We start from the raw sequence: 21,411 nt of genomic DNA, 5'->3' as shown, positions 1-21,411 counted from the left end.
GCGGGCGACCGGGATCCCCGTTCCGTCGTCGCTTTCCAGCTCAGGACCCTTTCCATGACATCGCCCGTCCGCCGTCCCTTGCGCCGCCGTGCGCTCGCCCTGTCGATCCCCCTCGCGCTCGCCGCCATCGCGCCGATGCAGGCCACCGCGCAGCAGACCACCACCACGCTGGACCGCATCACCGTGACCGGCTCCAACATCCCGCGCACCGACACCGAGACCGCGTCGCCGGTGCAGGTGATCTCGCGCGAGCAGATCGACCGCACCGGCAAGACCACGGTCGGCGAGTACCTGCAAAGCCTGGCGGTCGATGGCGCGGGCTCGGTGCCCAAGAGCTTCGGCAACGGCTTCGCCGGCGGCGGTGCGGCCATCTCGCTGCGCGGCCTGGGCGCCGGCTCGACGCTGGTGCTGCTCAACGGCCGCCGCATGGCGCCGTTCGGCCTGGCCGACGACGGCCAAAAGGTGTTCACCGACCTGAGCACGATCCCGCTCGATGCGGTCGAGCGCATCGAGGTGCTCAAGGACGGCGCATCGTCGGTCTATGGCTCGGACGCGATCGCCGGCGTGGTCAACGTGATCCTGCGCACCGACTTCACCGGCGCAGTGGCGACCGTGTCGTACGGCTGGTCGGACGATGGCGGCGGCGACCAGCCCAAGGCGTCGCTGACCGCGGGCACCGGCAGTCTGACCGAGGACGGCTACAACGCCTTCTTCAGTATCGAAGCGGCCAAGACCGACGCCATCCGGCTCTACGACCGTCGCAACCGCGACTGGATCGGCACCGGCGACACCCGCCGCTGGGGCTACGGCATCGGCGGCAACCTGCCCGGCCGGATCACCGGCGGCGGCACCGGCGCCGGCGCCAGTCCAAACGGCGCGGTCCAGAACCCGGTCACCGGCCGCTTCGAGTCGCTGCCCGGCTGCGCGGGTCTGTCGGATGTGACCCCGCAGGATCCAGCCGGCGGCTGTCTGTGGGATGTGGCCCGATTCCGCGACCTGTCGCCCGAAGAGAAGTACGTGAACTTCTTCTCGCGCGCCGCATTCGCGGTCGGCGACAGCAGCGAGCTGTACATGGAACTGGGCATCGCCAACAAGCAGACCGTGTTCCAGAACACGCCCTCGAGTGCGTCGGGCGCCTGGGGCTATCCGGGCGGCCCGGTCAATGCGTCCGATCCGGGCCCCGGCGCGGTCGTGCTTGGCCCGGACCATCCGGACAACCCGTATCCGGGCACGGCCAACCGACTGCGCTACGCCGCGTTCGACGTCGGCCCACGCACGACCTACAACGACAGTCGCTTCATGCGCCTGCTGCTCGGCTTCAAGGGCACCGCCGGGGCCTGGGACTACGACGTTGGCTACCTGCACTCGGGCACCGACCTGACCAACGAGCGCACCGGCTTTTTGCGCTACAGCCACGTCAAGACCGCGCTCGAAGACCCCAACAGCCCGGTCGGCTGGTGGCGCATCGGCGACGACGCCGGCCGCAATAGCCAAGCGCTTTACGACTACATCTCGCCACGCATCCGCGCCACCGGGCGCACCCGCCTGGACATCATCGACGCCAAGGCCACGCGTTCGCTGGCCGACCTGGCCGGCGGTCCGCTGGGCCTGGCAGTCGGTGCCGAGTACCGCCGCCAGTCGGTGCTGCTGACGCCGCAGACCTACACCGACATCGGCGACATCATCGGCCTGGGCTACTCGGCCTATGGCGGCGTGGAGAAGGTCTCCAGCGCCTACGTCGAGTTGCAGGCGCCGGTGCACGAGACCCTGGAACTGACCGGCGCGCTGCGCGTGGACAAGTACGACGGCGGCGAGACCTCGACCACGCCCAAAGTCGGCGTGAAGTGGTCGCCCAGCGACTGGATCGCGCTGCGCGGCACCTACGCCGAGGGCTTCCGTGCCCCGAACCCGGCCGAGGCCGGCACCGGCGGCCTGGCCGCCTTCAGCACCGCGGTCGACCCGGTGCGCTGCGCCGCGCCCGGCCACGAACCGCAGGACTGCGATGCCGGCTCGATCGCGCTGATCACCTCGCCCAATCCGGACCTGCGCCCCGAGGAATCCAAGAGCACGACCCTCGGCCTGGTGCTCTCGCCCTGGACCGGCGGCTCGCTCGCACTCGACGCGTTCCGCATCAAGCGCACCGACGAGATCTTCGGCGGCAGCGCCGACGCGGCGATCGCCGCCGGCGGTGCCAACGTGATCCGCGGCACCAACGAGATTCCGGGCACGCCGGGCAGCGGCTCGATCCTCGCCGTGCTGGTGGGCTATGAGAACGCCTCCTCGACCACTGTCGAGGGCTTCGACGTCGACCTCGAGCAGCGATTCGAACTGGGCAATGCGGGCCGCCTGCGGCTGGACCTGCAGTTCACCCACATCAGCAAGTTCGCGCGCGAGGATGTCGATGGCACGGTGTACGAGTTCGCCGGCACCCACGGCAACTGCGATGTGACCAACTGCATCGGCACACCGAAGAACAAGGCGAACTTCGGCGCCACGTGGGAGATGGATCAGTTCACCATCAGCAGCGTCGTCAACTGGCGCGACAGCCTGCGCAACGTCACCGAGGCGAGCGACACCGACTGCGCGAACGGCTTCGCCAACGGCGACGACGCCCCGCGTGGCTGCAAGCTGCCCTCGTTCTACACGATCGACCTGTCGGCGCGCTGGATGCCGGCCGAGCACTGGGAGCTGTTCGGCTCGGTTGCCAACCTCACCGATCGTGTCGCACCGCTCGACCCGTTGACCTACGGCGCCATCAACTACAACCCGATGGACTTCAGCGGCGCGATCGGCCGCTACTTCACCGTCGGCGCGAAGTTCAAGTTCGACTGACCCTCCCGCAATCGGCAGGACTCGGACGCCCCGCTTGTCGGGGCGTCCGCATGTCTGCAGCCAGAAAGCACGATGCGGATCGACACGTGAATCCGCGGGGCCATCTGCGCACCGACGGTTGATCTGCATCAATGCCGGGCGTCCAGGGCGGCCCTACCTTGGGGCCACACCCACCGGCGATGCACCGCCACTCGCCGTCACCCGGAGCCGCTATGAACGTCCTGCCCTATTCCGCGTTCGAGGTACTGGCCATGGTCATGGAGGGCACGCATGTGCCGCCGCCGGCCATGCCCGCCGCGCCACCTGTCACCGACGCGCCCGCACCTGCGCCTGCCCAGCCGACTTACCTCGACGTGCGCCAGGCCGCCTGAGCGTTGTGCCGCGCTTGCCCCGGCAGCCCACCAGAGGTGGCTACAGGGGCCAGACGGACAGCAGCATCGGCATCGACACCGCGAACACGACCAGTTGGACGGGCAATCCGAGCCGCCAGTAGTCGCCGAAGCGGAAGCCACCCGGCCCGAGAATCAGCGTGTTGTTCTGGTGTCCGATCGGCGTGAGAAACGCGCACGAGGCACCGATCGCCACCGCCATCAGATACGGGTCGGCACTCACGCCGAGCGTGGCCGCCGCACCGATCGCGATCGGGCACATCACCGCTGCCGTCGCAGCATTGTTCATCAGGTCCGACAGCGTCATCGTGACCACCAGCACGAGCGCGAGCCCGATCACCGGATTGCCCTGGGCCACCGTTTCGAACATCACGCGTGCAATCCGCTCGGCGGTTCCGGTCGACTCCATCGCACCGGCTACGGGAATCAGCGCCGCCAGCAATACGATCACCGGCCAGTCGATCGCCGTGTAGACCTCGCGCGGCGGCACTGTGCCCAATGCCATTGACGCCAGCACGCCGAGCGCGAAGGCGACCGGTGCAGGCGCCAGACCGAAAGCGGCAATCGCGATGGCCCCTGCCAGGATCGCGGTGGCGGTGATCGCTTTGCGCCGATCGGGCATGCGCAGTTCGCGCGCCGCCAGCGGCACCCCGCCAAATTGCGAGGCGAATGCGGAGATCGACGCCGTCGTCCCTTGCAGCAGCAACAGGTCGCCGGCACGGAACACACGCGAACGCAGGCGCTTCATCGAGCGCTTGCCCCCGCGCGCGAGCGCCAGCAGGTTGATGCTGTACTGCGTGCTCAGCGACAGATCGGTGGCGCTGCGTCCGACCAGCGCGGACCCGGGCAGCACCGTGATCTCCTGCAGCACGATATCGCTGCGCGGGGTCCGTCGCTCCTCGGCGTCGTCATCGTCTTCGTCGGCATTGTCGCGCGCGATGTCTGTCTCTTCTTCTTTCGGGTGCGCGTGGTCCGCATCGTCATCGCGGACATCCTCTTCGAGCATCAGCCCCAAGTGCGCCAACGCGCCGGGCAGCGCGCCGACATCGGCTTCCAGTACCAGGATGTCGCCGGCACGCACAATGCGGTCGGGGCTTGGAGCGTGCACGCGGAATGCGTTCTGCACGATGCCGACCACCTGCGCCTCGTGCTCGTCGAGCATGGTCTCGATCTCGCGTACGCTGCGGCCGACGGCCTTGGCGCCTTCCGGCACCTTGGCCTCGGTCAGGTAGGCGCCGGTATCGAAGCTCTCCGCACCTGCGTTGCGGCGCGCCGGCACCAGCCGCCAGCCGCCGACTGCGATCAGCAACACCCCGGCCGCAGCGACCGAGACGCCCACAGGCGAGAAATCGAACATCGTGAAACCGCCGTCTCCGGCTTCTGCCCGGAAGCCGGAAACGATCAGATTGGGCGGCGTGCCGATCAAGGTGGTCATGCCGCCAAGAATCGAGCCGAACGCCAGCGGCATGAGAATCTGGCCAGCGGCCAGGCCCTGCTTGCGCGCAACCTGCACCGCGATCGGCATCAGTAAGGCCAGCGCGCCGACGTTGTTCATGAAGGCTGACAGCAACGCCGCCAACATGGTCAGCGCCGCGATCGACAGCGTCGGCCCGGCGCTGCGCGGCAGCGCAACGCGCATCAGAGCGTCCACGGCGCCGGAGAGCTGCAACCCGCGACTGAGCACGAGCACGCAGGCGACAGTGATCACCGCCGGATGTGCGAAGCCGGAAAAGGCCTGCTCAGGTTCGACCAAGCCGATCGACACGCAGGCCAGCAACGACGCACCCGCCACCATGTCGTGGCGCCAGCGCCCCCACAGGAACAGGGCCACCGTGCAAGTGAGGATGCAAAGGATCAGGATCTGGTCGGTCTGCATGCGCATCCATGAAAAGCAGGGCATCCGCAGCAGTGCACGCAGCGGTGAGGACACACGTCGTCCGGCGCCAGTATCACCGCCATCGTCAGGACGGGGTCATTGCTTGCCCAGTCGGTCACGCGATCCGCTCCACTCTGCATTGCCGACACAGCGGGTAATCGTCGAGGAACGGGCGAATCGCCGCGTGCATTTGCTCGAAATCGGCGCCGTACATGTAGAGCGCAGTCTCGCTCGGCCCCTGCCAATGGCTGTTGACCATGCCGCGCTCGCCCAGCAGGCGCTCGCATTCTTCGACGACGTGATGGATGTCGCACGTGTCATACACCGACTGCGGCAGATCGGCGCCATTGAGGTAGAGCGCCAGGCCCTGATGGGCGCCGAACACGATCGGCGCGTCGCGATCGGGCACATGCAGGCGCGAGCCGATCGGCGCGAGCATCGCGGTGAAGGCATCGCGGACGAAGTCGATCTGGGCCTGCGAGGCATCGGTCAGCTGGATCTCGATGTCGCAATTCTTGACCTCGCCGGTCTCCGCCAGCAGCGTGCCGCCGCCCACGACCTCCGCATCGATCTCGCGATGCCGGCACAGATCGCAGAACGCATCCTCGAGCGCCGCGCGATCGAAGGGCGCCAACCGCGCATTGAGGCTGACAGTGACCACCGCCGGCTGCGGCTTGCGCTTCAAACGTCCGAACATAGCGGGACTCGGTGAGGGGCGATCGCCGTATTTTCGATGAAGCGAAGCCAAATACCGATACCGCGACGACCGGCACGCGTGATCAAGGCCGCGTGCGCCGCCCGAGCGGCCAGGGTGCCATCGTCCGGAACACCCCATCCTGGCGTACCCAGACATGATGGAGGGCTGCGGCCAAGTGCAGCGCGATCACCGCCAGCAGCGCACGGGCGAGCCAGGCGTGCGCGGCGCGCAGCACGCTGTAGAGCGCCGGGTCGTGGGGGGCGATCGCCGGCAGCCGCACCTCGCCCCACAGCAGCACCGGATTGCCGGCGGCCGATACCATCGCCCAGCCGATCAGCGGCATGGCCAGCATCAGCACATACAGGGCGACGTGCGAAGCGTGCGCGGCAGCGCGCTGCCAACGCGGCAGATCAAGCGGCAGCGCCGGCGTGCGGCGCATCAGGCGATGCGCCAGGCGCACGACCACCAACACCAGCAACAACGCCCCGATCGGCCGGTGCAGCGCAAGCAACGCGGGGCGCAGCGTCATCGAGACGACCATCGTCACGCCGATGAACAGCATCGCCAGGATCAGCATCGCCATGCCCCAGTGCAGCAGCCGGGCGAACGCATCGTGGTGGTCGGGCCGCGGGCTCATCGCGCGGCGTCCGGCGGCGCCACGCCAGTGACGTCGGCGCCGCGCGCGATCTCGCGCTCGCGGCGGTCGAAGGACTGCGCATAGACCGCCGCGCGGGCGGCGAGGATCGGATCGTCGGACAGGGCCACGCCGGGCGGCACGATCGTGGGATCGAAATTGAGGTCACGGCACGCACCCGTCGCCTGATCCTGCGCCTGGGTCAGCACCAAGGTACCCACGCTCACCTGCTCGCGTGCCGCCGGCCAAGGCGTGCTCGGGTCGCGGGTGTCGTCTTCGGGGCCTGCGAGCGTGACGACCATGTCCCAGCGCAGCGGGCCGCGGGCCAGCCGCGCGCGCAGCTCGTCCTGCAGGTAGTCGCGCTCGGCGACCTCGCGCTGCGCGGCGTCCATCTCCACGAACGGCGCCTGCGGCCGCATCGACCAGCGCACCCACCGCGATACGCCTGCGGCATCGACGAAGCGGTAGGCATGGATGCCGTTGTACTGCGTATTGGCGAAGCTGTCCGACCACGGCGCCGCCTTGGCCCAGGCAGCGAAGCGCTGCGCCTCGGGATGACGCGCGGCGAACGCCGCCATGCGTTCGGGATCGGGCTTGCCGGTCGCCGGATCCGGCGCGGACGCGCGGGTCTGTTCGAGGAACGTCTCGATCGACGCCGCGCCGAAGAACGGAAAACTGTTCATCGCCATGCGCCATTGACTGCCGTCCGCGCCGTCGAGCACCAGCGCCATGCTGCGCACCCGCGCTTGCGCGTCCAGGCCGTACGGCGAGCCGCCCCCGATCGACAGCCGGCCGAGCACCGGGGTGCGTGCGTTGTCGAACACCGCGGCCCGGCTCAGCGCGCGCCCCGCCGGGTGCCCCTCGAAATGGCCGGCCACGCAGATGCCTTTCGCATGCGCACGTCGGAATCCGGGAAACGGCGTGGTCGAGGTCGCCTCGATGGCATCGGTCATGCGCGCGGGGGTCAACCGCCCGGGGCTCAACCCGCCGGCGGTCCAGGCGAACAGCAGGACCAGGGCGCCGACGATCGCGGCAATGGCGGCGTACGCCCACAGCGCGCGGCGGCGTGCAGGACCAGGAGACGACGGCTCGGCGGCAGGCATCATGGCGTCCGACAGGTGGCTGCGGCCGAGCATACGCCCAGACGCAGAACGCGCCGTGCAGGGCAATCCGCACAACCGCGACCGACCGGCGCACGCCATACGGGTTGACCCCGACGGGTCACGCGACCAGACTTCGCGCACCGCGACGCACCCGCGTCCTTTTTTCGCGGAACACCTTCCGATGTCCAGCGACAGTCCCAGTCGATCTTTGACGCCGCCCACGGCAACGACGGCCTGAGTCCGCCAGGACAGGCTGCCCGTGCCGCTGTTGCGGCACTGCGAGGCAGCCCATGTTCAAGCAGCACCCCACCGCCACCGGCCCGCTGGCGGCCTTCAACACCGCCGATGCCGTCGAGCATCTCAATCGACTGGACCTCGCGGAGGCCGCGCACCTGGTCGCGCAGGTTCCTCCTGCGCGCGGGGTGCGCCTGCTCGAACAGCCCGAGCTGACCCACGCCGCGCAGATCCTGCAGCGGTTGCCGCCCGCGCAGGCCAGCGCGCTGCTCGACGCCATGGCCGACGACCGCGCCGCTGACCTGCTGTTGGCCCTGGAGACCGACGAGCGCGAGCGCTTGATCGGCGCGCTGCCCGCCACGACGCAGCAGGCATTGCGCGGACTGATGCATTACCCAGCCGGCAGCGCCGGCAGCCTGATGACGACCGAGTTCGTCAGCGTCGCCGCCGACCAGCGCGCCGGCGAGGTGCTGCAGCACGTGCGCGAGGTCGAACGCGACCGCGAGACGATCTACGCGATCTACGTGCTCGACCCGAAGACCCGCGCGCTGCAGCAGGTGGTGACGTTGCGCCGGCTGATCACCGCCGATCCCGACGCGCCGATCCTCGACGCCGCGCAGACCAATCCACCGGTGTTCGTGACCCCGACCACCGACCAGGAAGAAGTCGCCCGCCTGATCCGCCGCCACGACCTGCTGGCGATCCCGGTGCTCGACCCGCAGCGGCAGGTCGTGGGGATCGTCACCGTCGACGACGTGCTCGATGCGCTGATCGCCGAGTCCAACGAGGACGTCCACCGCTTCGGCGGTGTCGAGGCGCTGGACCGGCCGTACATGCAGATCGGCTTTCTGGCCATGATCCGCAAACGCGCCGGCTGGCTGAGCGTGCTGTTCCTCGGCGAAATGCTCACCGCCAGCGCGATGCAGCACTACGAGGACGCACTGTCCAAGGCGCTGGTGCTGACGCTGTTCATCCCGCTGATCATGAGCTCGGGCGGCAACTCCGGCGGCCAGGCCACCTCGCTGCTGATCCGCAGTCTCGCCCTGCAGGAGATCCGCCTGCGCGACTGGTGGCGCGTCGTCCTGCGCGAATTGCCGACCGGCATGACCCTCGGCGCGATTCTCGGCCTGCTCGGCATCGCGCGCATCGCCACCTGGCAGCTGGCCGGCTTCTACGACTACGGCCCGCACTGGATGCTCATCGCCCTGACCATCGGCGCGGCACTGCTGGGCATCGTCACGTTCGGGTCGTTGGCCGGCTCGATGCTGCCGTTCATCCTGCAACGGCTCGGCTTCGATCCGGCCAGCGCCTCGGCGCCGTTCGTCGCCACGCTGGTCGACGTCAGCGGCCTGGTCATCTACTTCAGCATCGCCGCCGCGATCCTCGGCGGCACGCTGCTGTAGCGCCGCAGCAGGACGGCATATGCGGCCGCGCCCCAGGCGTCGGGTTGAGCCCCGTCCCGGCCGTTCCACTCGGGTCTGCCCGAGTAGTTCGCCGCCTGCGCGGCGACGACTGTCGTGCCTCACTCCCTGCGAATGGATGAACACGGCACACCCACCGATCCCGCGCTCGGTCCCAGCGTCGGCGACAAGCTCGGTGGGCGGCTCGATGCCGGTATCGACGCACTCGGCGCCGGTCTCGCGACCGGCCTGGGCGCGGTCGGCGAGGTGCTGCGCAACGGCCCCGGCGCGACCCCGGAGAGCTGGGTCGTGGGCAGTCTGCTCAACGGCGCAGGCGCCGTCGCTGGCGACCTGGGCCAGACCGTCAGCGACACCGCCGGTGATGTGGCGCAGACCGTGGCCGATGGCGCGCGCGACTTCGGTCGCGGCGTGACCGAGGGCGCCGGCAAGGTGGTCGACTTCCTCAATCCGTTCAAGTGAGCCGCGACGCGGTGCGTGCGCGACCTCCGCACAGCGCTGCGCGGCGCGGTCTGTGGGTGGAGATCACACGCGGCTTGACGCCTCTTGCGGCATGCTGCGCACCATGAACCGTCGCCCGCTTCCGCACCTGCTGCTCGCTGCCCTGCTGCTGGCGACCTCCGGTTGCACCCAAGGACACTCGCCGATGACCCCGGACGCGCCCACGTTCGCCAATCCCGACCAGGCCCAGTTGCTTGCGGCTGTCCGCAGCGGCGATACCGCGCTCGCGCGCCAGCTGCTCACGGCAGGCGCCAACCCCAACGCCACCGACGAGGACGGCACCCCCGCGCTCAACTGGCTGATCCGCCAGGGCGACCGTGAGGCCGTGCGCTTGCTGCTCACGCTCGGCGCCGACCCCACCCGTGGCGATGCCAAGGGCCGCACCGCACTGCACGAAGCCGCGCTGTCCAAGGACGACGACTGGATCGGACTGCTGCTCGAACACGGCGTCGCCGTGGACGTGCCCAACCCGCGCAACGGCCAGACGGCACTATTCGAGGCGCTGCGCGCCCGCGAACCCGACAATATCGAACGCTTGCTCGCTGCCGGCGCCAGACTCGATGTCCGCGACCGCGCGGGCCTCACCCCGCTCCATCAGGCCGCGTTGGTCAACGACATCCCGTCGGTAAAGCGGTTCATGGAGGCCGGTGCCGACCCGCAGGCCACCGACGACACCGGCGCCACGGTCGGTACCTATCTCTACGACGGCGATCCCTCGGTGCTGGACGCGCCGGTGCGCCGCGACTATCTGTGGATCCGGGCGCACCTCGAGTCCGCGCCGACGCGCTGAGGAGCCGGACGCCCATCGCGGCGTCGTGATCGATCAGGAAGCCGACGCCTGCCCGGACATCACGTCCTCGATCCAATCGGCGTAGTGACCCAGGCGCACGTTGCAGGTCGTCTGGCCGTAGCGCCCGGGCCGCGCCGTCCTCACGTCGCCTGCCACGACCTTCCAGGCCCCCAGTCCGGCCAGCCGCCATTGCCCGTCGGTTTCGATGAGCAATGGACCGCCACTGTCGCCATTGCCGAGCGCCCCTTCCAGTGGGATCGCCGCTGGCGGTGCGTCGAAGACGTAGCACAGCCAACGCTCGTGCGCGCTGCTGACCCGGTTGTATGCGCGACGAAGCACGGTGCGATTCGGGCCGCCCGGGTCGTGCCCCGTCGCCCCTGTCCCGGTCGCACCTTTACCAAGAAGCTTGACCACGTGCCCGGCCTCGTCGGTGCCGCGATAGAGCCCGACCGGCACGATGTCCTCGACCGGCTGTTTCAACCGGATCAGCGCGATGTCGTCCGACCCGGCCAGGAACACCACGATCAGCATCGCCTCGCCACTGGCCATCGCCTGGTCGATCAACGATTGCGGCAGCGTCCTGTAGCCGGGATGGACCACGACGTCGGCGACCTCACGCGATCGCCCGTCCAAAACGACCGATTCGAGCCTGCCATGCATGGGCAGCGTGTGTGCGGCGGTCACGATCCAGCTCGGCGCGATCAGCACGCCATGCCCTTCGCCCGGCATGTCGACCAGCGCGGGAAGCTCGGAGGCCGGCACCCGATACTGGCCATCGTCGACATCGTCACGCACGACGACCGCGCCGGCGGTCGAGCACGCCGCGAGCAGGATCACAGCGCCAAGGGCCCGGATCACGCGGTGTCACCCACGAGGCTTTGCGCCGCGCCATTGCTGCGGCCGATCTCGTCGATCGCGTCGAGATCGATGCCCTCGATGCACGCCAGGTTGAAGCCGTACTCGGTCGGCACGCTGCGGCGCTGATGATGGGTGTAGATACCGCATACGCTGCAGAACCAGTGCTTGGCGATCTTCGTGTTCCACTGGTACAGCGTCAGCACATCCGCGCCACGGATCACGCGTAGCCGGTCCAGCGTCGCGCCGGCCATGATCGCGCCCTTGCGGCTGCACAGCGAGCAGTTGCAGCGGCGGATGTTCTCGAAGCCGTCGGTCAGGTCGACCTCGAACGCGACGGCCTTGCAGTGGCAGGTGCCCACGACCGTGCGTTTGCCGCCAGGCAAGCCGGTCATGGCTGCGGCCCCGCGAGGGAGCCGACTGCGGCGTGGCGACCCAGCCCAGGCAAGACGGCGGACACGACGGCAGCACCGACATCGCGCCGGATCGAGGCAGACAGGGCCGAAAGCGCCATCGCACATCCCTCATAGGAAGAGAGGCGCATTGTGCGCCTCATCGCAGGTACCGGCATTTGCCGGTGCCACCTTCCAACGGACCCGCATCGCCGCTTCCGGCAGGCCTTCCTGGCCCGCTACGATGCCGATGCCCACACCGGGCGCCTTTCGCCATTGCCCGCCCTCGTCATGACGTTCGTCCGCCAGCTCGGCCTCTACCTGTTGTGCGGGACACTGGTGGCCGGGCTGCTGCTCGCGTGGATCGGGCTGGTCTACGCGATCAACGTGTACACCACGGTCGAGGTCTCGGCCGACGCCATCCTCAACATGATGCTGACCGGCCTGCTGAGTGTCGTCGGCCTGCCGATCGTGCACCGCGCGCTGTACCGGCGGTTCTGGGACGTCAGCCGCAAGACGGCAGCAGGCGAGTTGCGGCCCGGTGCGGCGGTGCCGGTGATCGGCGTCGCCAGCCCGCCTGTGCCGCGCGTCCGCACGACCTGGCAACAGCGGGCGCTGTACACCGCGCTCTACGTCGTCGGCATCGCCTCGTTGTTGGCCGCGTATGCGCCCTTGAGGCACCACGAAGCCCTGAACGCCTTCCTCGCTCGCTTCAGCGCCGGGCGCAGTTCGTTCTCCAGCCTCGCCACGCTGATGGTGGTGTACGTGCCGATGGCGATCAGCCTGGGGCTGGCGATGCTGTTGCTGAGCGGCGACCGCAAGCGCCTGGAGGCGGGCACACTGCCGCCGGACGAAACGCTACGCCTGCAACTGCGCCAGGACTGGGTGTTCTCGTTCATGGCCGCCTACGTGCTCATCGGCTTTCTGGCGTTCTTGGCCGGCCACATGCTCCTCGCCTACCTCTGAGCGACCCGCACGCGGTCGCCGGCCGGCGCGGCAAGCCATCGGCGGGCCCGCTGCACGTCGCCGGCACGCCGATGGCCGGATCGGCCCGTCGGCCTGCGCCTTCGAGCATCCTCCCCGGAAGGAAGTCACCGCGCCGCGTCGTGCAATGCGGCGGCGGTGGCCTCAGGCCTGGGACCAGACCGCGAGCTCGTAGCCATCGGGATCGGCGAAATGGAAGCGTCGCCCACCCGGGAAGTCGAACGCCGGGCGGACGAGGCGACCGCCCGCCCGCAGCACCGCGGCCTCGCTGGCGACGAGATCATCCGAGCCCAGCACCACAAGCGCCCCGCCGGGCGTCGGCGTGCCGTGGAAGAAACCGCCGGTCAGGCGGCCATCGCGGAACTCGCAGTAGTCGGGGCCGTAATCCTGGAACGTCCAGCCGAAGGCCTCGCCATAGAAGCGCCGCGACGCCTCGATGGAGGCCACGGCGTACTCGAGATAGTCGATGCGGTGATGCGCGTCGGAGCGGGTCATGACGAATCCTGGCAGTCGGGGAGCGGGCATTGTCGGGTGTCGCGACCCCGGCGGCTTGCAAGAATCGGACAGCCGGCCGTGCGATGGCTGCGCAGGCTCAATGGCCGTGATCGCGCAGCAACGACGTCGGGGTCAGCCCGGTCAAGCGCCGCACGTCGTGCGCCAGATGGGTCGCATCGGCGTAGCCGGCATCGAGCGCGGCCCGCGTCAGCGTGACCGCACCCGACGCCAGGCGCAGCCACCGCTGCAGGCGCAGCACGCGATCCAGCACCTTGGGCCCATAACCGAAGGCCTGCAGGCAGTGGCGGTGCAGGCTCCGCTCACTGAGACCCAGCTGCCGCGCCAGCTCGGGGAGGCGCGGCGCCGCCAACCCGCTCAGCTGCGCGAACACCCAGGCCATGCGCGGGTCGGGCTGCACCGAGCGCGCACCCACTGCCGCGAGCAAGGTCCGGGCCGGATCGTCGCCGTCGGCCAGGCGACGCTCCAGCGCGCCTGCGCGCGGGCCGATCACGGCCTCGGCGGCGATGCGCTGATCGGCGAGCGCCTGCATCGGCATGCCGAGCAGGCGGTGTGCCACACCCGGCGCCAGGCGCAGGCCGGTGAGCGTGGCCCCCGGCGCGAGTTGGGCGGGCATGGCTTGCTGGTCGGGACCGGCGATGAACAGCCGGGCGCCATCCCAGATCAGGTCGACGCATCCGTCCGGCAGGATCAGCGGCGCCACCGGCGAACCGCCGGACTGGAAGCACCAGACGCGCCTGACGCGGTCGCGCAAGGCCGCCGGCGGCAGCCCTTCTGCATAGGCCGACACGGGCGGCTCGGGGTCACGGGACATGCCGCGATGATGGCATTGGGGGCGCGACGCCGGCCATCTCAGTGGGCTGTCGAGCAAGATGGCATCCCACGATGCCGTGCCTTGCGTGGCCGCCCTAACGCACCGTCGACGACCACTGCACCATCGCCATGCCGGCGAGGATCGTCAGCACGCCGCCGATGCGGCCCAGGTTCGCCTCCTTGACCGGCAAGCCCATCAGCCCGAAGTGGTCGATCAGCAGGGACGTGAGCATCTGGCCGGCGACGACGCAGACGATGAAGCTGGTCGCGCCCAGGCGCGGGGTCAGCATCAGCGCCGAGGTGATGTAGATCACGCCGGCGACGCCGCCGAACCAGGCCCAGATCGGCAACGCGCCCACCTGGCCGAGTGCGGGTGATGGCGCCCGCATCGCCACGATGACCGGCAGCACCACCAGCAGGCTGACCAGCAGCGAGGTGACGGTCGCCCACAGCGGATGGCCAAGTGCGCGCCCCAGTGCGGCATTGCTGCCGGCCTGGAACGGCACCAGCGCGCCGGCGATGACGGCGGCCAGCGCCAAGCCTGCGCCGGCATAGGAAAGCGGAGAAGACATGCGTTCGCTCCAAGTCGTCGGGGTCTGCGCCTCACTCTACGGATCATATCTACGAATGGAAATTCGAACTTCGATGATCCATTATTCTTCGCATGAATAATTTGAGGCGGATGGATCTCAACCTGCTGGTCACCCTGCATGCCTTGCTGTCGGAGCGGCATATCTCCCGCGCGGCGTTGCGTCTGCACAGGAGCCAGCCGGCAGTGAGCCACGCACTGGCCCACCTGCGCCGGCTGTTCGACGATCCGCTGCTGGTCCGACGCGCGGGCAAGCTCGACCTCACCGAGCGGGCGAGTGCCTTGGTGCAGCCGCTGACCGAAGCGCTCGAACAACTCGGCGCGCTGCTCGACCCGCCGGCGTTCGACCCGGCGTCCGCACGGCGGACAGTCCGCCTGGCCATGTCGGACTACGGCGCGCGCGTGCTCCTGCCGGGGCTGGCACGCACGCTGCGCAGCCAGGCGCCGGGAATCGACCTCGTCGTCAGCCAGGCCAGCCGCGAATCGATGCTGGCCGATATCATCGACGGCGAGATCGAGATGGCGTTGGGCGTCTTTCCCGGGCGACACCCGGAACCGGTGCGCAGGCACACGCTCTTCGTCGAGGACTTCGCCAGTCTGGCCGATACGTCGACAGTGCCGCCAAGCGGCACGCTCGATCGCCAGGCCTGGCTGGCGCGCCCGCACGTGCTGGTCGCCCTGCGCGCGGAGAGCGACAACGAGATCGACCGTGCGCTCGCACGCGACGGCCTGCACAGGCGGGTCGCCATGACCCTGCCGCACTGGGGCGTCGCCAACGACCTGATCGCCGGCACCGATCTGATCCTGACCGTCGCCCGGCGCAATCTCGACTCCGTCGCCGCGGACCCGCGCCTGCGCATCTTCGCGCCGCCGCTGGCGATCCCCCCGTTCGACTTCGACCTGATCTGGCATCAACGTCGGGAGCGCGACCCGTCGCACACCTGGTTGCGCGACACGGTCATGCGCGTGGCGAAGGTGGGACACCCTGCCGCGACGGATTGAGGCTGCCGCCCGCGCCCACGAACGCAGGCGCCGCCGAAAAATGCACTCTGACCCCGGTTTAGAGCTGGGCCTCGACCGCGGCCTTGTCGATGATCGACCAGACCTCGTGGATCTTCTGGTCCCGAAACGCACACAGGGCGTGTTCGCAGAACATGATACGGCGGCCATTCACAGGCAGACCCAGGAACTCGCCACGCGAAGTGACATCGAAGCGATGCCTGCATGCCACCTGCCGCGGATCGGCGATCAGCCTCTCGATCTCGAAGTGCAGATCCGGAATCTGCGCGAGATCATTTTCGAGCATCGCGCGATCGCCATCGAGGCCGAGCGGCGCGTCGTCATGACGGCCATCGTCATGGGCAAACTGTCCAAGGCGAACCCAGTCCCGCGCATTGAGGCAGGTGATGTAGTCGCGGTAGATCGCTTCACTCTCAAGCTTTCGCATGCGTGGTGTCACCCTCCGTTATGCAGACAGATGTGCCCAACTGAGGCCTGACCAAGAGCGCCTGGCTCGACGACCGCCGGGCGCGCACTCGCGACGCAGCACGATGTCGAGCCCGGCCCCGGAAACGCATTGGCATTGCCGTGTCCGATGTGTGCCCCATGTCCTCGGTTCAAGTGCGATTGATCGACACGCCGCCATCGACCAGCATCGCGCTGCCCGTCAGGAACGTCGCCTCTTCCGAAGCCAGGAACAGCGCAGAGCGTGCAAGCTCCTCGGGCTGCGCCAACCGTTTGAGTGCATGCAGTTGCGCGACCTGCGCCAATGCCTCCGGTGTGCCGTTCATCTCTTCCGCCATCGGCGTGTGCGTGCCGCCGGGCAGCAACGCATTGACCCGGATCGCCTGCGGACCGAACTCGGCGGCCAGCGCCCGAGTCAGACCGATCAGGCCGGCTTTGCTGGCGGCATACGCGGCGGTACAGGGGAAGCCAACGGTGTGGCCGACGAAGGTGGAAGTGAAGATCAGCGACCCACCCCCGCGTGCCAGCATCGCCGGAATCTGGTGCTTGGCGCCGAAGAACGCGCCGCTGAGATTGATGTCAAGCGCCTCGCGCCAGGCCTGTGCCTCAAGCGTTGTGGTCGGGACCAGCGCTCCGAGCGTGCCGGCGTTGTTGAACGCGATGTCCAGTCCGCCGAAGCGTGAGGTCGCCAGTGCGACCAGCGCCTGTGCGTAGGCTTCCTCACGCACGTCGCCGGCCAGCCACGCAGCCTGACCGCCGGCGTCGATGATCTGCGTCGCAATGGCCCCTAGCCGCGCTTCGCGGCGTGCGCCCAGCACCACACAGGCGCCCTCGCGCGCGAATAGATGCGCCGCGGACTGGCCGATGCCGGAACTGGCGCCCGTGATGAGCGCGACCTTGCCGTGCAAACGTTGCATACGTCTCTCCACTGTCTCGAAGGAGCGCGGAGCATGGGCGCCGAATGGAAGCTGCGCTCGCCATGTTCGGACACGACATTGGCCGACCGCGCACGCGCTTGGCGATGCGGCACACGAAATTGCACTCTGACCCCGGTTTCAGAGTTCGATCGAGACTTGCGTTGGCATCGATTTCGGTGGCGAGTGGTCCCCATACAACATCGAACACCGCGCACGCGCCGAGCGATGCGGTGGCTCCTACATCCCGGCCGGAACCATACCTACGAGCGCAGCACACGAAGTTGCGCGCTGATCCTTTGTTGGAATTGAGTGGACCGTGCAATCAGGCACCCAACGCCTATCGCGCAAGCGCATTGCGCAGTGCCTCCGTCACCAACTGCCGCAGAAGCGGGCTTGAAACCTGTCGCATTTCGCCCGCGATAGTCGCCTGGGTGGAGCGAAACTTGGCGGCGTGGGGCGAACGCGTCCCCTGCGTCGCGAGGGAACGAAGTTCGTCTGCGGTGAAGTGCTTGGCGTAGATCGTCGCCAGATTCCGATCCCACCGCGCTTGATAGGCAGGGGCCAGCTTCGACATCTCGCCGGCCACCAATCGTTTGGCCTGCGCGGTGCCATGCCGCTGCGCCAGTGTGGCAAACGCCGTCGTCGCCCCCGCCGCTTGGTTCGCGATGGACTCAAGTCCCGCGCCCATCTTGAAGCGCTGAACAAGCGCAACCGCGGGATCGCCCCCGGCCGCTGGGATCGTGGACTGCGCCTCGGGCGCGGCCGGGCTACACCCCACTGCCGACAACGCCATCGACAAACAGACCGCCGCACCAAAACCGAGGTGCTTCCAGGACATGACCGCACTCTCCATGCGCCGTTGCAGTGTGATCTGGGGTCGCCGCGAAGCGACAACGCTTGAACACGTGTCAGGCGACGATCGAACGCTCTGACATCGGAGGTCTGCGCGGCCTCTGCCGCCCGCAATCCTTCTTGCAGGACCCGGCGCCCCAGCAGCGCTCGACCATGCGGCGTCAATCGGCATGTTGATGGAGATGCATCCGGGTTCCTGGGACTGGGTTGGCGTCCTCATCCCCATCGTCCACTGATGCCCCGGATGAACAATCGACTGATCACACCTCACGCCTGAGATGAGCCGCTCCGCGGAACGGCATCGGCCAGGAGGACTTGCTAGGTCGCACCCGGCCTACACATGCTGAAGGATGTTGATGAGCCTGCCCGTTGGGTCGCGTACGTAGAACCGCTTCACGCCCCACGGCTCGATGGCTGGCCCGTACTCGACTGAGATTCCCGCTTCTTCGACTCGGCGCAGCGCCTCTGCCAAGTCATCGACCTCCACGGAAAGATGGGGCACCTCGGTTCCGGAACCGCCCTCAGATGCGATGCTGACTTGGACCGTCATTTTCGCATCGCTGGTGTACGTTCGGATCCAGCCATGGTCCATGGCCAGCTCCAGACCCAATACGTCGCTGTAAAAGGCCGCAGCCTGTGAGGGGTTGGCGGCCTGGATGTCCGCGACGATGCGTTTTACTTTCATCCGCTTGCCTCCGCAGTTGACTGTTTACCCAAACCACGATTCAACCCCATAAATAGGGTGCACGGGAGTATGGCTGCGCCCGCTGCAGACCGCCAACTGCCTCATCCCGCGCTGCGCAGCGTTACCCGAACGCGTCCATGAGCAGATAGGTCCCCGGCGCGCGCTGGTGCTTGTCGATCAACGGCACCAGCCGCCGGAAATGCTCGGTGTTGCAGTGCGCGTCCAGGGCGGCGCGGTCCGGCCATTGCTCGATGAAAACGAAGTGCCCCGGGTCCTTTTGATCCACGTATAGATCGTACGAGATGCACAGCGGCTCTTGCCTGGTTTTCTCCACAAGCTCTCGATAGAGCGGGGCCACGGCATCGAGGTGTTCGATCTCGATGAAGTCTTGCGCGATCACTTTCAGCACGCGGCTCCTCCTGATACTGGCTTGTGCTTGCTCGCGCCACTGCGCGAGAGAGCACATGAGCAAACGACAACGGGGCGGCCCGAAGGCCGCCCCGCTCGGTGCTGCATGTCATGCGCCGCAGCGCGCGAGATGGCTCACTTCAGCCCACGATGCTCCAGCAGCGGCTCGACGCTGGGGTCCTTGCCGCGGAACTCGCGATAAGCGGTGCCGAGGTCGCGCGAGTGGCCGATCGACAGGATCTTGTCGCGGAAGGTCTGGCCGTTCTCACGGGTCAGGCCGCCGTTCTCGCCGAACCACTGGAAGGCGTCGTGGTCGAGGACTTCGGCGCCGAAGTAGGCGTAGTAACCCGCCGCGTAGCCGCCGCCCCAGATGTGGCTGAAGTAGCTGGTGCGGTAGCGCGGCGGCACGGCGGCCAGATCGACCTTGTACTTTTCGAGCGCCTGCTTTTCGAACGCGTCGACGTCCTGCTTGGCCTCGCCGGCCGGGAGCGTGTGCCAGGCGAGGTCGAGCAGCGCGGCCGAGAGGTACTCGGTGGTCGCATAGCCCTGGTTGAACGTACGCGCCTTGACGATCCGGTCGACCAAGTCCTGCGGCATCGCCTCGCCGGTCTCGTGGTGCTTGGCGTAGTTGGCGAACACCTTCGGGTCGAGCGCCCAGTGCTCGTTGAACTGCGAGGGGAACTCGACGAAGTCGCGCGGGGTGTTGGTGCCGGCGACCGACGGGTACTTGGTGTTGGAGAAGAAGCCGTGCAGCGCGTGGCCGAATTCGTGGAACAGCGTGGTCACGTCGTCGAAGCTCAGCAGCGCGGGCTGGCCGGCGGCGGGCTTGGTGAAGTTCTCGACGTTGTAGACCACCGGGATGGCGCCGGTCAGGCCGTTCTGCTCGACGAAGTTGCCCATCCACGCGCCGCCCTGCTTGCTGTCGCGCTTGAACGGGTCGAGGTAGAACAGCGCGAGCTGCTTGCCGTCGGCGTCCATGATGTCGAACACGCGCACGTCGGGGTGGTAGACCGGGATGTCCTTGCGCTCCTTGGCGGTGATGCCGTAGAGCTGGTTGGCAGCGAAGAACACACCGTCGTTGAGCACGCGGTCGAGCTCGAAGTAGGGCTTGATCTGCGCTTCGTCGAGGTCGAACTCAGCCTTGCGGACCTGCTCGGCATAGAAGTCCCAGTCGGCCGCGCCGGCGGTGAAGCCACCGTTCTGTGCGTCGACCACGCCCTGGATCTTCGCCAGCTCGGCGCGCGCACGTGCGGTGGCGGCCGGCACGGTGTCGGTCAGCAGCTTGAGCGCCGCTTCCGGGGTCTTCGCCATCTGATCGGCAATGCTGTAGGCCGCGTAGTTCGGGTAGCCGAGCAGCTGGGCCTGGCGCGCACGCAGTTCGGCCAGACGCTGGATGGTGGCGCGGGTGTCGTTGGCGTCGCCCTTCTCGGCGCGGCCGGTGGAGGCGGCGAGCACGCGCTCGCGCAAGCTCCGGTTCTTCAGCGAGGCCAGCACCGGTTGCTGGGTGGTGTTCTGCAGGCTCAGCAGCCACTGGCCCTCCTTGCCGGCGGCCTTGGCGGCGTCGGCCGCCGCGGCGATCGCGCCGGCGTCGAGGCCGTCGAGTTCGGCCACGTCGGTGACGAACACGCCACCGGCGTTGCTGGCGGCCAGCAGCTTGTTGCCGAACGCGGTCGACAGGGTGGACGACTCGGCGTTGAGCTTGCGCAGCTCGGCCTTGTCGGCGTCATTGAGCAACGCGCCGGCGCGCACGAAGTTGTCGTGCGTGTGCGCGAGCACGGTCGCCTGTTCGGGCGTGAGGCCCAGCGTGTCGCGCTGGTCGTACAGGGTCTTGACCCGGGCGAACAGCGCAGGGTCGAGGTAGATCGCATCGCTGTGCTCGGCGAGCTTGGGCGCCAGCGCCTCTTCGGCCGCCTGCAGGGTGTCGTTGGTGTTGGCGCCGGTAAGCATGAAGAACACGTTGGCGGCGCGGGTCAGCAGTTCGCCGCTGCGCTCCATCGCTTCGATGGTGTTCTCGAAGGTGGGCGCCTCGGTGTTGTCGGCGATCTTTCGGATCTCGGCCAGGTGCTGCTTCATGCCCTCTTCGATTGCCGGCTGGTAATCGGCGTCCTTGAGCTTGTCGAAGGGCGGGGCCTGGAACGGCAGCGTGCTGGCGACGAACAGCGGGTTGTCGGCCGGCGCGGCCGCGGCGGAGGCATCGGTAGCGGGCATCGTGGACTCGGCAGCAGGGCGGTCGCCGCAGGCGGTAAGCGCCAGCGCGATCGCGGAAGACAGGAGCAGCTTATGCAACATGGAGGGAACTCCGTTAGGGGACAGCGCGGTAACGGCGTCGGTCGCGGCACGCGGCCCGCCAACTGCGCAGGGTGCGCTCAATGGTAGAGCTTGGAAATGTGCCGTTGGTTTGCCGATTCAGGCGGGCGGTCGCCGGGTGGGGCACCCTGCACGCGTCCTTGTCGCTCGGAGTGCCC

22 protein-coding genes are annotated in these 21,411 nt (G+C 68.3%); 7 read left to right on the top strand and 15 right to left on the bottom strand.

Features of this window, described 5'->3' with window-relative positions; genetic code table 11:
- Positions 1-54 precede the first annotated feature (54 nt).
- Both ABE505_RS03085 and ABE505_RS03080 read left to right on the top strand, forming a co-directional pair.
- Complete coding sequence (locus ABE505_RS03085; protein ID WP_346442001.1) at positions 55-2,832, top strand: TonB-dependent receptor; 2,778 nt, start codon at positions 55-57, stop codon at positions 2,830-2,832.
- 212 nt (positions 2,833-3,044) lie between these two features.
- On the top strand, positions 3,045-3,203 hold the full coding sequence (locus tag ABE505_RS03080) for a hypothetical protein (protein ID WP_346442002.1): 159 nt from the start codon (positions 3,045-3,047) through the stop codon (positions 3,201-3,203).
- Positions 3,204-3,243: 40 nt separating this feature from the next.
- Here ABE505_RS03080 and ABE505_RS03075 read toward each other — a convergent pair whose 3' ends face one another.
- The 4 genes from ABE505_RS03075 to ABE505_RS03060 form a co-directional block, all read right to left on the bottom strand.
- Positions 3,244-5,097, bottom strand: coding sequence for an SLC13 family permease (locus ABE505_RS03075; RefSeq protein WP_346442004.1), 1,854 nt, complete (start codon positions 5,095-5,097; stop codon positions 3,244-3,246).
- Between the two features lie 115 nt (positions 5,098-5,212).
- Positions 5,213-5,794, bottom strand: coding sequence for a hypothetical protein (locus ABE505_RS03070; RefSeq protein WP_346442005.1), 582 nt, complete (start codon positions 5,792-5,794; stop codon positions 5,213-5,215).
- A gap of 82 nt (positions 5,795-5,876) precedes the next feature.
- On the bottom strand, positions 5,877-6,431 hold the full coding sequence (locus tag ABE505_RS03065) for a cytochrome b/b6 domain-containing protein (protein WP_346442007.1): 555 nt from the start codon (positions 6,429-6,431) through the stop codon (positions 5,877-5,879).
- A complete protein-coding gene (locus ABE505_RS03060) occupies positions 6,428-7,531 on the bottom strand; it encodes a catalase family peroxidase (protein WP_346442008.1) in 1,104 nt (367 codons plus the stop codon). Before ABE505_RS03060 ends, ABE505_RS03065 begins: the two co-directional genes overlap by 4 nt.
- Before the next feature lie 290 nt (positions 7,532-7,821).
- Between ABE505_RS03060 and mgtE the strand changes: the two genes are divergently transcribed.
- The 3 genes from mgtE (at position 7,822) to ABE505_RS03045 (ending at position 10,474) form a co-directional block, all read left to right on the top strand.
- Positions 7,822-9,168 carry a magnesium transporter gene (gene mgtE, locus ABE505_RS03055; protein WP_346442009.1) on the top strand — a complete coding sequence of 449 codons (1,347 nt, stop codon included), beginning with the start codon at positions 7,822-7,824 and terminating at the stop codon, positions 9,166-9,168.
- A 132-nt stretch (positions 9,169-9,300) separates the two neighbouring features.
- Positions 9,301-9,645, top strand: coding sequence for a hypothetical protein (locus ABE505_RS03050; RefSeq protein ID WP_346442011.1), 345 nt, complete (start codon positions 9,301-9,303; stop codon positions 9,643-9,645).
- A 103-nt stretch (positions 9,646-9,748) separates the two neighbouring features.
- Positions 9,749-10,474 (top strand): ankyrin repeat domain-containing protein, encoded by a 726-nt coding sequence (locus ABE505_RS03045; protein ID WP_346442012.1) that lies wholly within the window; start codon positions 9,749-9,751, stop codon positions 10,472-10,474.
- A gap of 33 nt (positions 10,475-10,507) precedes the next feature.
- Here ABE505_RS03045 and ABE505_RS03040 read toward each other — a convergent pair whose 3' ends face one another.
- Both ABE505_RS03040 and ABE505_RS03035 read right to left on the bottom strand, forming a co-directional pair.
- Positions 10,508-11,236: a trypsin-like serine protease gene (locus tag ABE505_RS03040; RefSeq protein WP_346442013.1), complete on the bottom strand. Its 729-nt coding sequence runs from the start codon at positions 11,234-11,236 to the stop codon at positions 10,508-10,510.
- Positions 11,237-11,328: 92 nt separating this feature from the next.
- Complete coding sequence (locus ABE505_RS03035) at positions 11,329-11,724, bottom strand: GFA family protein (protein WP_346442014.1); 396 nt, start codon at positions 11,722-11,724, stop codon at positions 11,329-11,331.
- A 288-nt stretch (positions 11,725-12,012) separates the two neighbouring features.
- Here ABE505_RS03035 and ABE505_RS03030 point away from each other — a divergent pair, with 288 nt between their 5' ends.
- Positions 12,013-12,687: a hypothetical protein gene (locus ABE505_RS03030; protein WP_346442015.1), complete on the top strand. Its 675-nt coding sequence runs from the start codon at positions 12,013-12,015 to the stop codon at positions 12,685-12,687.
- 162 nt (positions 12,688-12,849) lie between these two features.
- Here the strand turns inward: ABE505_RS03030 and ABE505_RS03025 are convergent, their stop codons facing one another.
- The 3 genes from ABE505_RS03025 to ABE505_RS03015 all read right to left on the bottom strand — a co-directional run bounded on the left by ABE505_RS03025 (position 12,850) and on the right by ABE505_RS03015 (position 14,603).
- Complete coding sequence (locus ABE505_RS03025) at positions 12,850-13,200, bottom strand: VOC family protein (RefSeq protein ID WP_346442016.1); 351 nt, start codon at positions 13,198-13,200, stop codon at positions 12,850-12,852.
- A gap of 97 nt (positions 13,201-13,297) precedes the next feature.
- On the bottom strand, positions 13,298-14,032 hold the full coding sequence (locus ABE505_RS03020; protein WP_346442017.1) for a helix-turn-helix domain-containing protein: 735 nt from the start codon (positions 14,030-14,032) through the stop codon (positions 13,298-13,300).
- A 94-nt stretch (positions 14,033-14,126) separates the two neighbouring features.
- Positions 14,127-14,603: a DMT family transporter gene (locus ABE505_RS03015; RefSeq protein ID WP_346442018.1), complete on the bottom strand. Its 477-nt coding sequence runs from the start codon at positions 14,601-14,603 to the stop codon at positions 14,127-14,129.
- A 92-nt stretch (positions 14,604-14,695) separates the two neighbouring features.
- Here ABE505_RS03015 and ABE505_RS03010 point away from each other — a divergent pair, with 92 nt between their 5' ends.
- The gene (locus tag ABE505_RS03010; RefSeq protein ID WP_346442019.1) at positions 14,696-15,622 is read left to right on the top strand and encodes a LysR family transcriptional regulator; all 927 of its coding nucleotides are present in this window, start codon (positions 14,696-14,698) and stop codon (positions 15,620-15,622) included.
- Positions 15,623-15,680: 58 nt separating this feature from the next.
- Here the strand turns inward: ABE505_RS03010 and ABE505_RS03005 are convergent, their stop codons facing one another.
- The 6 genes from ABE505_RS03005 to dcp all read right to left on the bottom strand — a co-directional run bounded on the left by ABE505_RS03005 (position 15,681) and on the right by dcp (position 21,235).
- Positions 15,681-16,067, bottom strand: a complete 387-nt coding sequence (locus ABE505_RS03005) for an ester cyclase (protein WP_346442020.1) — start codon at positions 16,065-16,067, stop codon at positions 15,681-15,683.
- 169 nt (positions 16,068-16,236) lie between these two features.
- On the bottom strand, positions 16,237-17,001 hold the full coding sequence (locus tag ABE505_RS03000) for an SDR family oxidoreductase (protein ID WP_346442021.1): 765 nt from the start codon (positions 16,999-17,001) through the stop codon (positions 16,237-16,239).
- Positions 17,002-17,338: 337 nt separating this feature from the next.
- The gene (locus ABE505_RS02995; RefSeq protein WP_346442022.1) at positions 17,339-17,839 is read right to left on the bottom strand and encodes a hypothetical protein; all 501 of its coding nucleotides are present in this window, start codon (positions 17,837-17,839) and stop codon (positions 17,339-17,341) included.
- 348 nt (positions 17,840-18,187) lie between these two features.
- The gene (locus ABE505_RS02990) at positions 18,188-18,538 is read right to left on the bottom strand and encodes a VOC family protein (protein ID WP_346442023.1); all 351 of its coding nucleotides are present in this window, start codon (positions 18,536-18,538) and stop codon (positions 18,188-18,190) included.
- 121 nt (positions 18,539-18,659) lie between these two features.
- Positions 18,660-18,947: a putative quinol monooxygenase gene (locus ABE505_RS02985; RefSeq protein WP_346442024.1), complete on the bottom strand. Its 288-nt coding sequence runs from the start codon at positions 18,945-18,947 to the stop codon at positions 18,660-18,662.
- A gap of 134 nt (positions 18,948-19,081) precedes the next feature.
- Positions 19,082-21,235: a peptidyl-dipeptidase Dcp gene (dcp, locus tag ABE505_RS02980; protein ID WP_346442025.1), complete on the bottom strand. Its 2,154-nt coding sequence runs from the start codon at positions 21,233-21,235 to the stop codon at positions 19,082-19,084.
- Positions 21,236-21,411: the final 176 nt, after the last annotated feature.

The sequence above is a fragment of the Luteimonas sp. TWI382 genome (genome assembly GCF_039674545.1).
Lineage (GTDB): Bacteria > Pseudomonadota > Gammaproteobacteria > Xanthomonadales > Xanthomonadaceae > Luteimonas.
This window is presented reverse-complemented; position numbering and strand designations above follow the sequence as displayed.

Excerpts from the sequence above, each read along its gene's own strand:
- ABE505_RS03000 (WP_346442021.1), bottom strand. The coding sequence starts at position 17,001 with ATGCAACGTTTGCACGGCAAGGTCGCGCTCATCACGGGCGCCAGTTCC.
- ABE505_RS03015 (WP_346442018.1), bottom strand. The coding sequence starts at position 14,603 with ATGTCTTCTCCGCTTTCCTATGCCGGCGCAGGCTTGGCGCTGGCCGCC.
- ABE505_RS03005 (WP_346442020.1), bottom strand. The coding sequence starts at position 16,067 with ATGCGAAAGCTTGAGAGTGAAGCGATCTACCGCGACTACATCACCTGC.
- ABE505_RS03030 (WP_346442015.1), top strand. The coding sequence starts at position 12,013 with ATGACGTTCGTCCGCCAGCTCGGCCTCTACCTGTTGTGCGGGACACTG.
- ABE505_RS03035 (WP_346442014.1), bottom strand. The coding sequence starts at position 11,724 with ATGACCGGCTTGCCTGGCGGCAAACGCACGGTCGTGGGCACCTGCCAC.
- ABE505_RS02995 (WP_346442022.1), bottom strand. The coding sequence starts at position 17,839 with ATGTCCTGGAAGCACCTCGGTTTTGGTGCGGCGGTCTGTTTGTCGATG.
- ABE505_RS03010 (WP_346442019.1), top strand. The coding sequence starts at position 14,696 with ATGAATAATTTGAGGCGGATGGATCTCAACCTGCTGGTCACCCTGCAT.
- ABE505_RS03060 (WP_346442008.1), bottom strand. The coding sequence starts at position 7,531 with ATGCCTGCCGCCGAGCCGTCGTCTCCTGGTCCTGCACGCCGCCGCGCG.
- ABE505_RS02990 (WP_346442023.1), bottom strand. The coding sequence starts at position 18,538 with ATGAAAGTAAAACGCATCGTCGCGGACATCCAGGCCGCCAACCCCTCA.
- ABE505_RS03070 (WP_346442005.1), bottom strand. The coding sequence starts at position 5,794 with ATGTTCGGACGTTTGAAGCGCAAGCCGCAGCCGGCGGTGGTCACTGTC.
- mgtE (WP_346442009.1), top strand. The coding sequence starts at position 7,822 with ATGTTCAAGCAGCACCCCACCGCCACCGGCCCGCTGGCGGCCTTCAAC.
- ABE505_RS03025 (WP_346442016.1), bottom strand. The coding sequence starts at position 13,200 with ATGACCCGCTCCGACGCGCATCACCGCATCGACTATCTCGAGTACGCC.
- ABE505_RS03020 (WP_346442017.1), bottom strand. The coding sequence starts at position 14,032 with ATGTCCCGTGACCCCGAGCCGCCCGTGTCGGCCTATGCAGAAGGGCTG.
- ABE505_RS03075 (WP_346442004.1), bottom strand. The coding sequence starts at position 5,097 with ATGCAGACCGACCAGATCCTGATCCTTTGCATCCTCACTTGCACGGTG.
- ABE505_RS03065 (WP_346442007.1), bottom strand. The coding sequence starts at position 6,431 with ATGAGCCCGCGGCCCGACCACCACGATGCGTTCGCCCGGCTGCTGCAC.
- ABE505_RS03085 (WP_346442001.1), top strand. The coding sequence starts at position 55 with ATGACATCGCCCGTCCGCCGTCCCTTGCGCCGCCGTGCGCTCGCCCTG.
- ABE505_RS03045 (WP_346442012.1), top strand. The coding sequence starts at position 9,749 with ATGAACCGTCGCCCGCTTCCGCACCTGCTGCTCGCTGCCCTGCTGCTG.
- ABE505_RS03080 (WP_346442002.1), top strand. The coding sequence starts at position 3,045 with ATGAACGTCCTGCCCTATTCCGCGTTCGAGGTACTGGCCATGGTCATG.
- dcp (WP_346442025.1), bottom strand. The coding sequence starts at position 21,235 with ATGTTGCATAAGCTGCTCCTGTCTTCCGCGATCGCGCTGGCGCTTACC.
- ABE505_RS03050 (WP_346442011.1), top strand. The coding sequence starts at position 9,301 with ATGGATGAACACGGCACACCCACCGATCCCGCGCTCGGTCCCAGCGTC.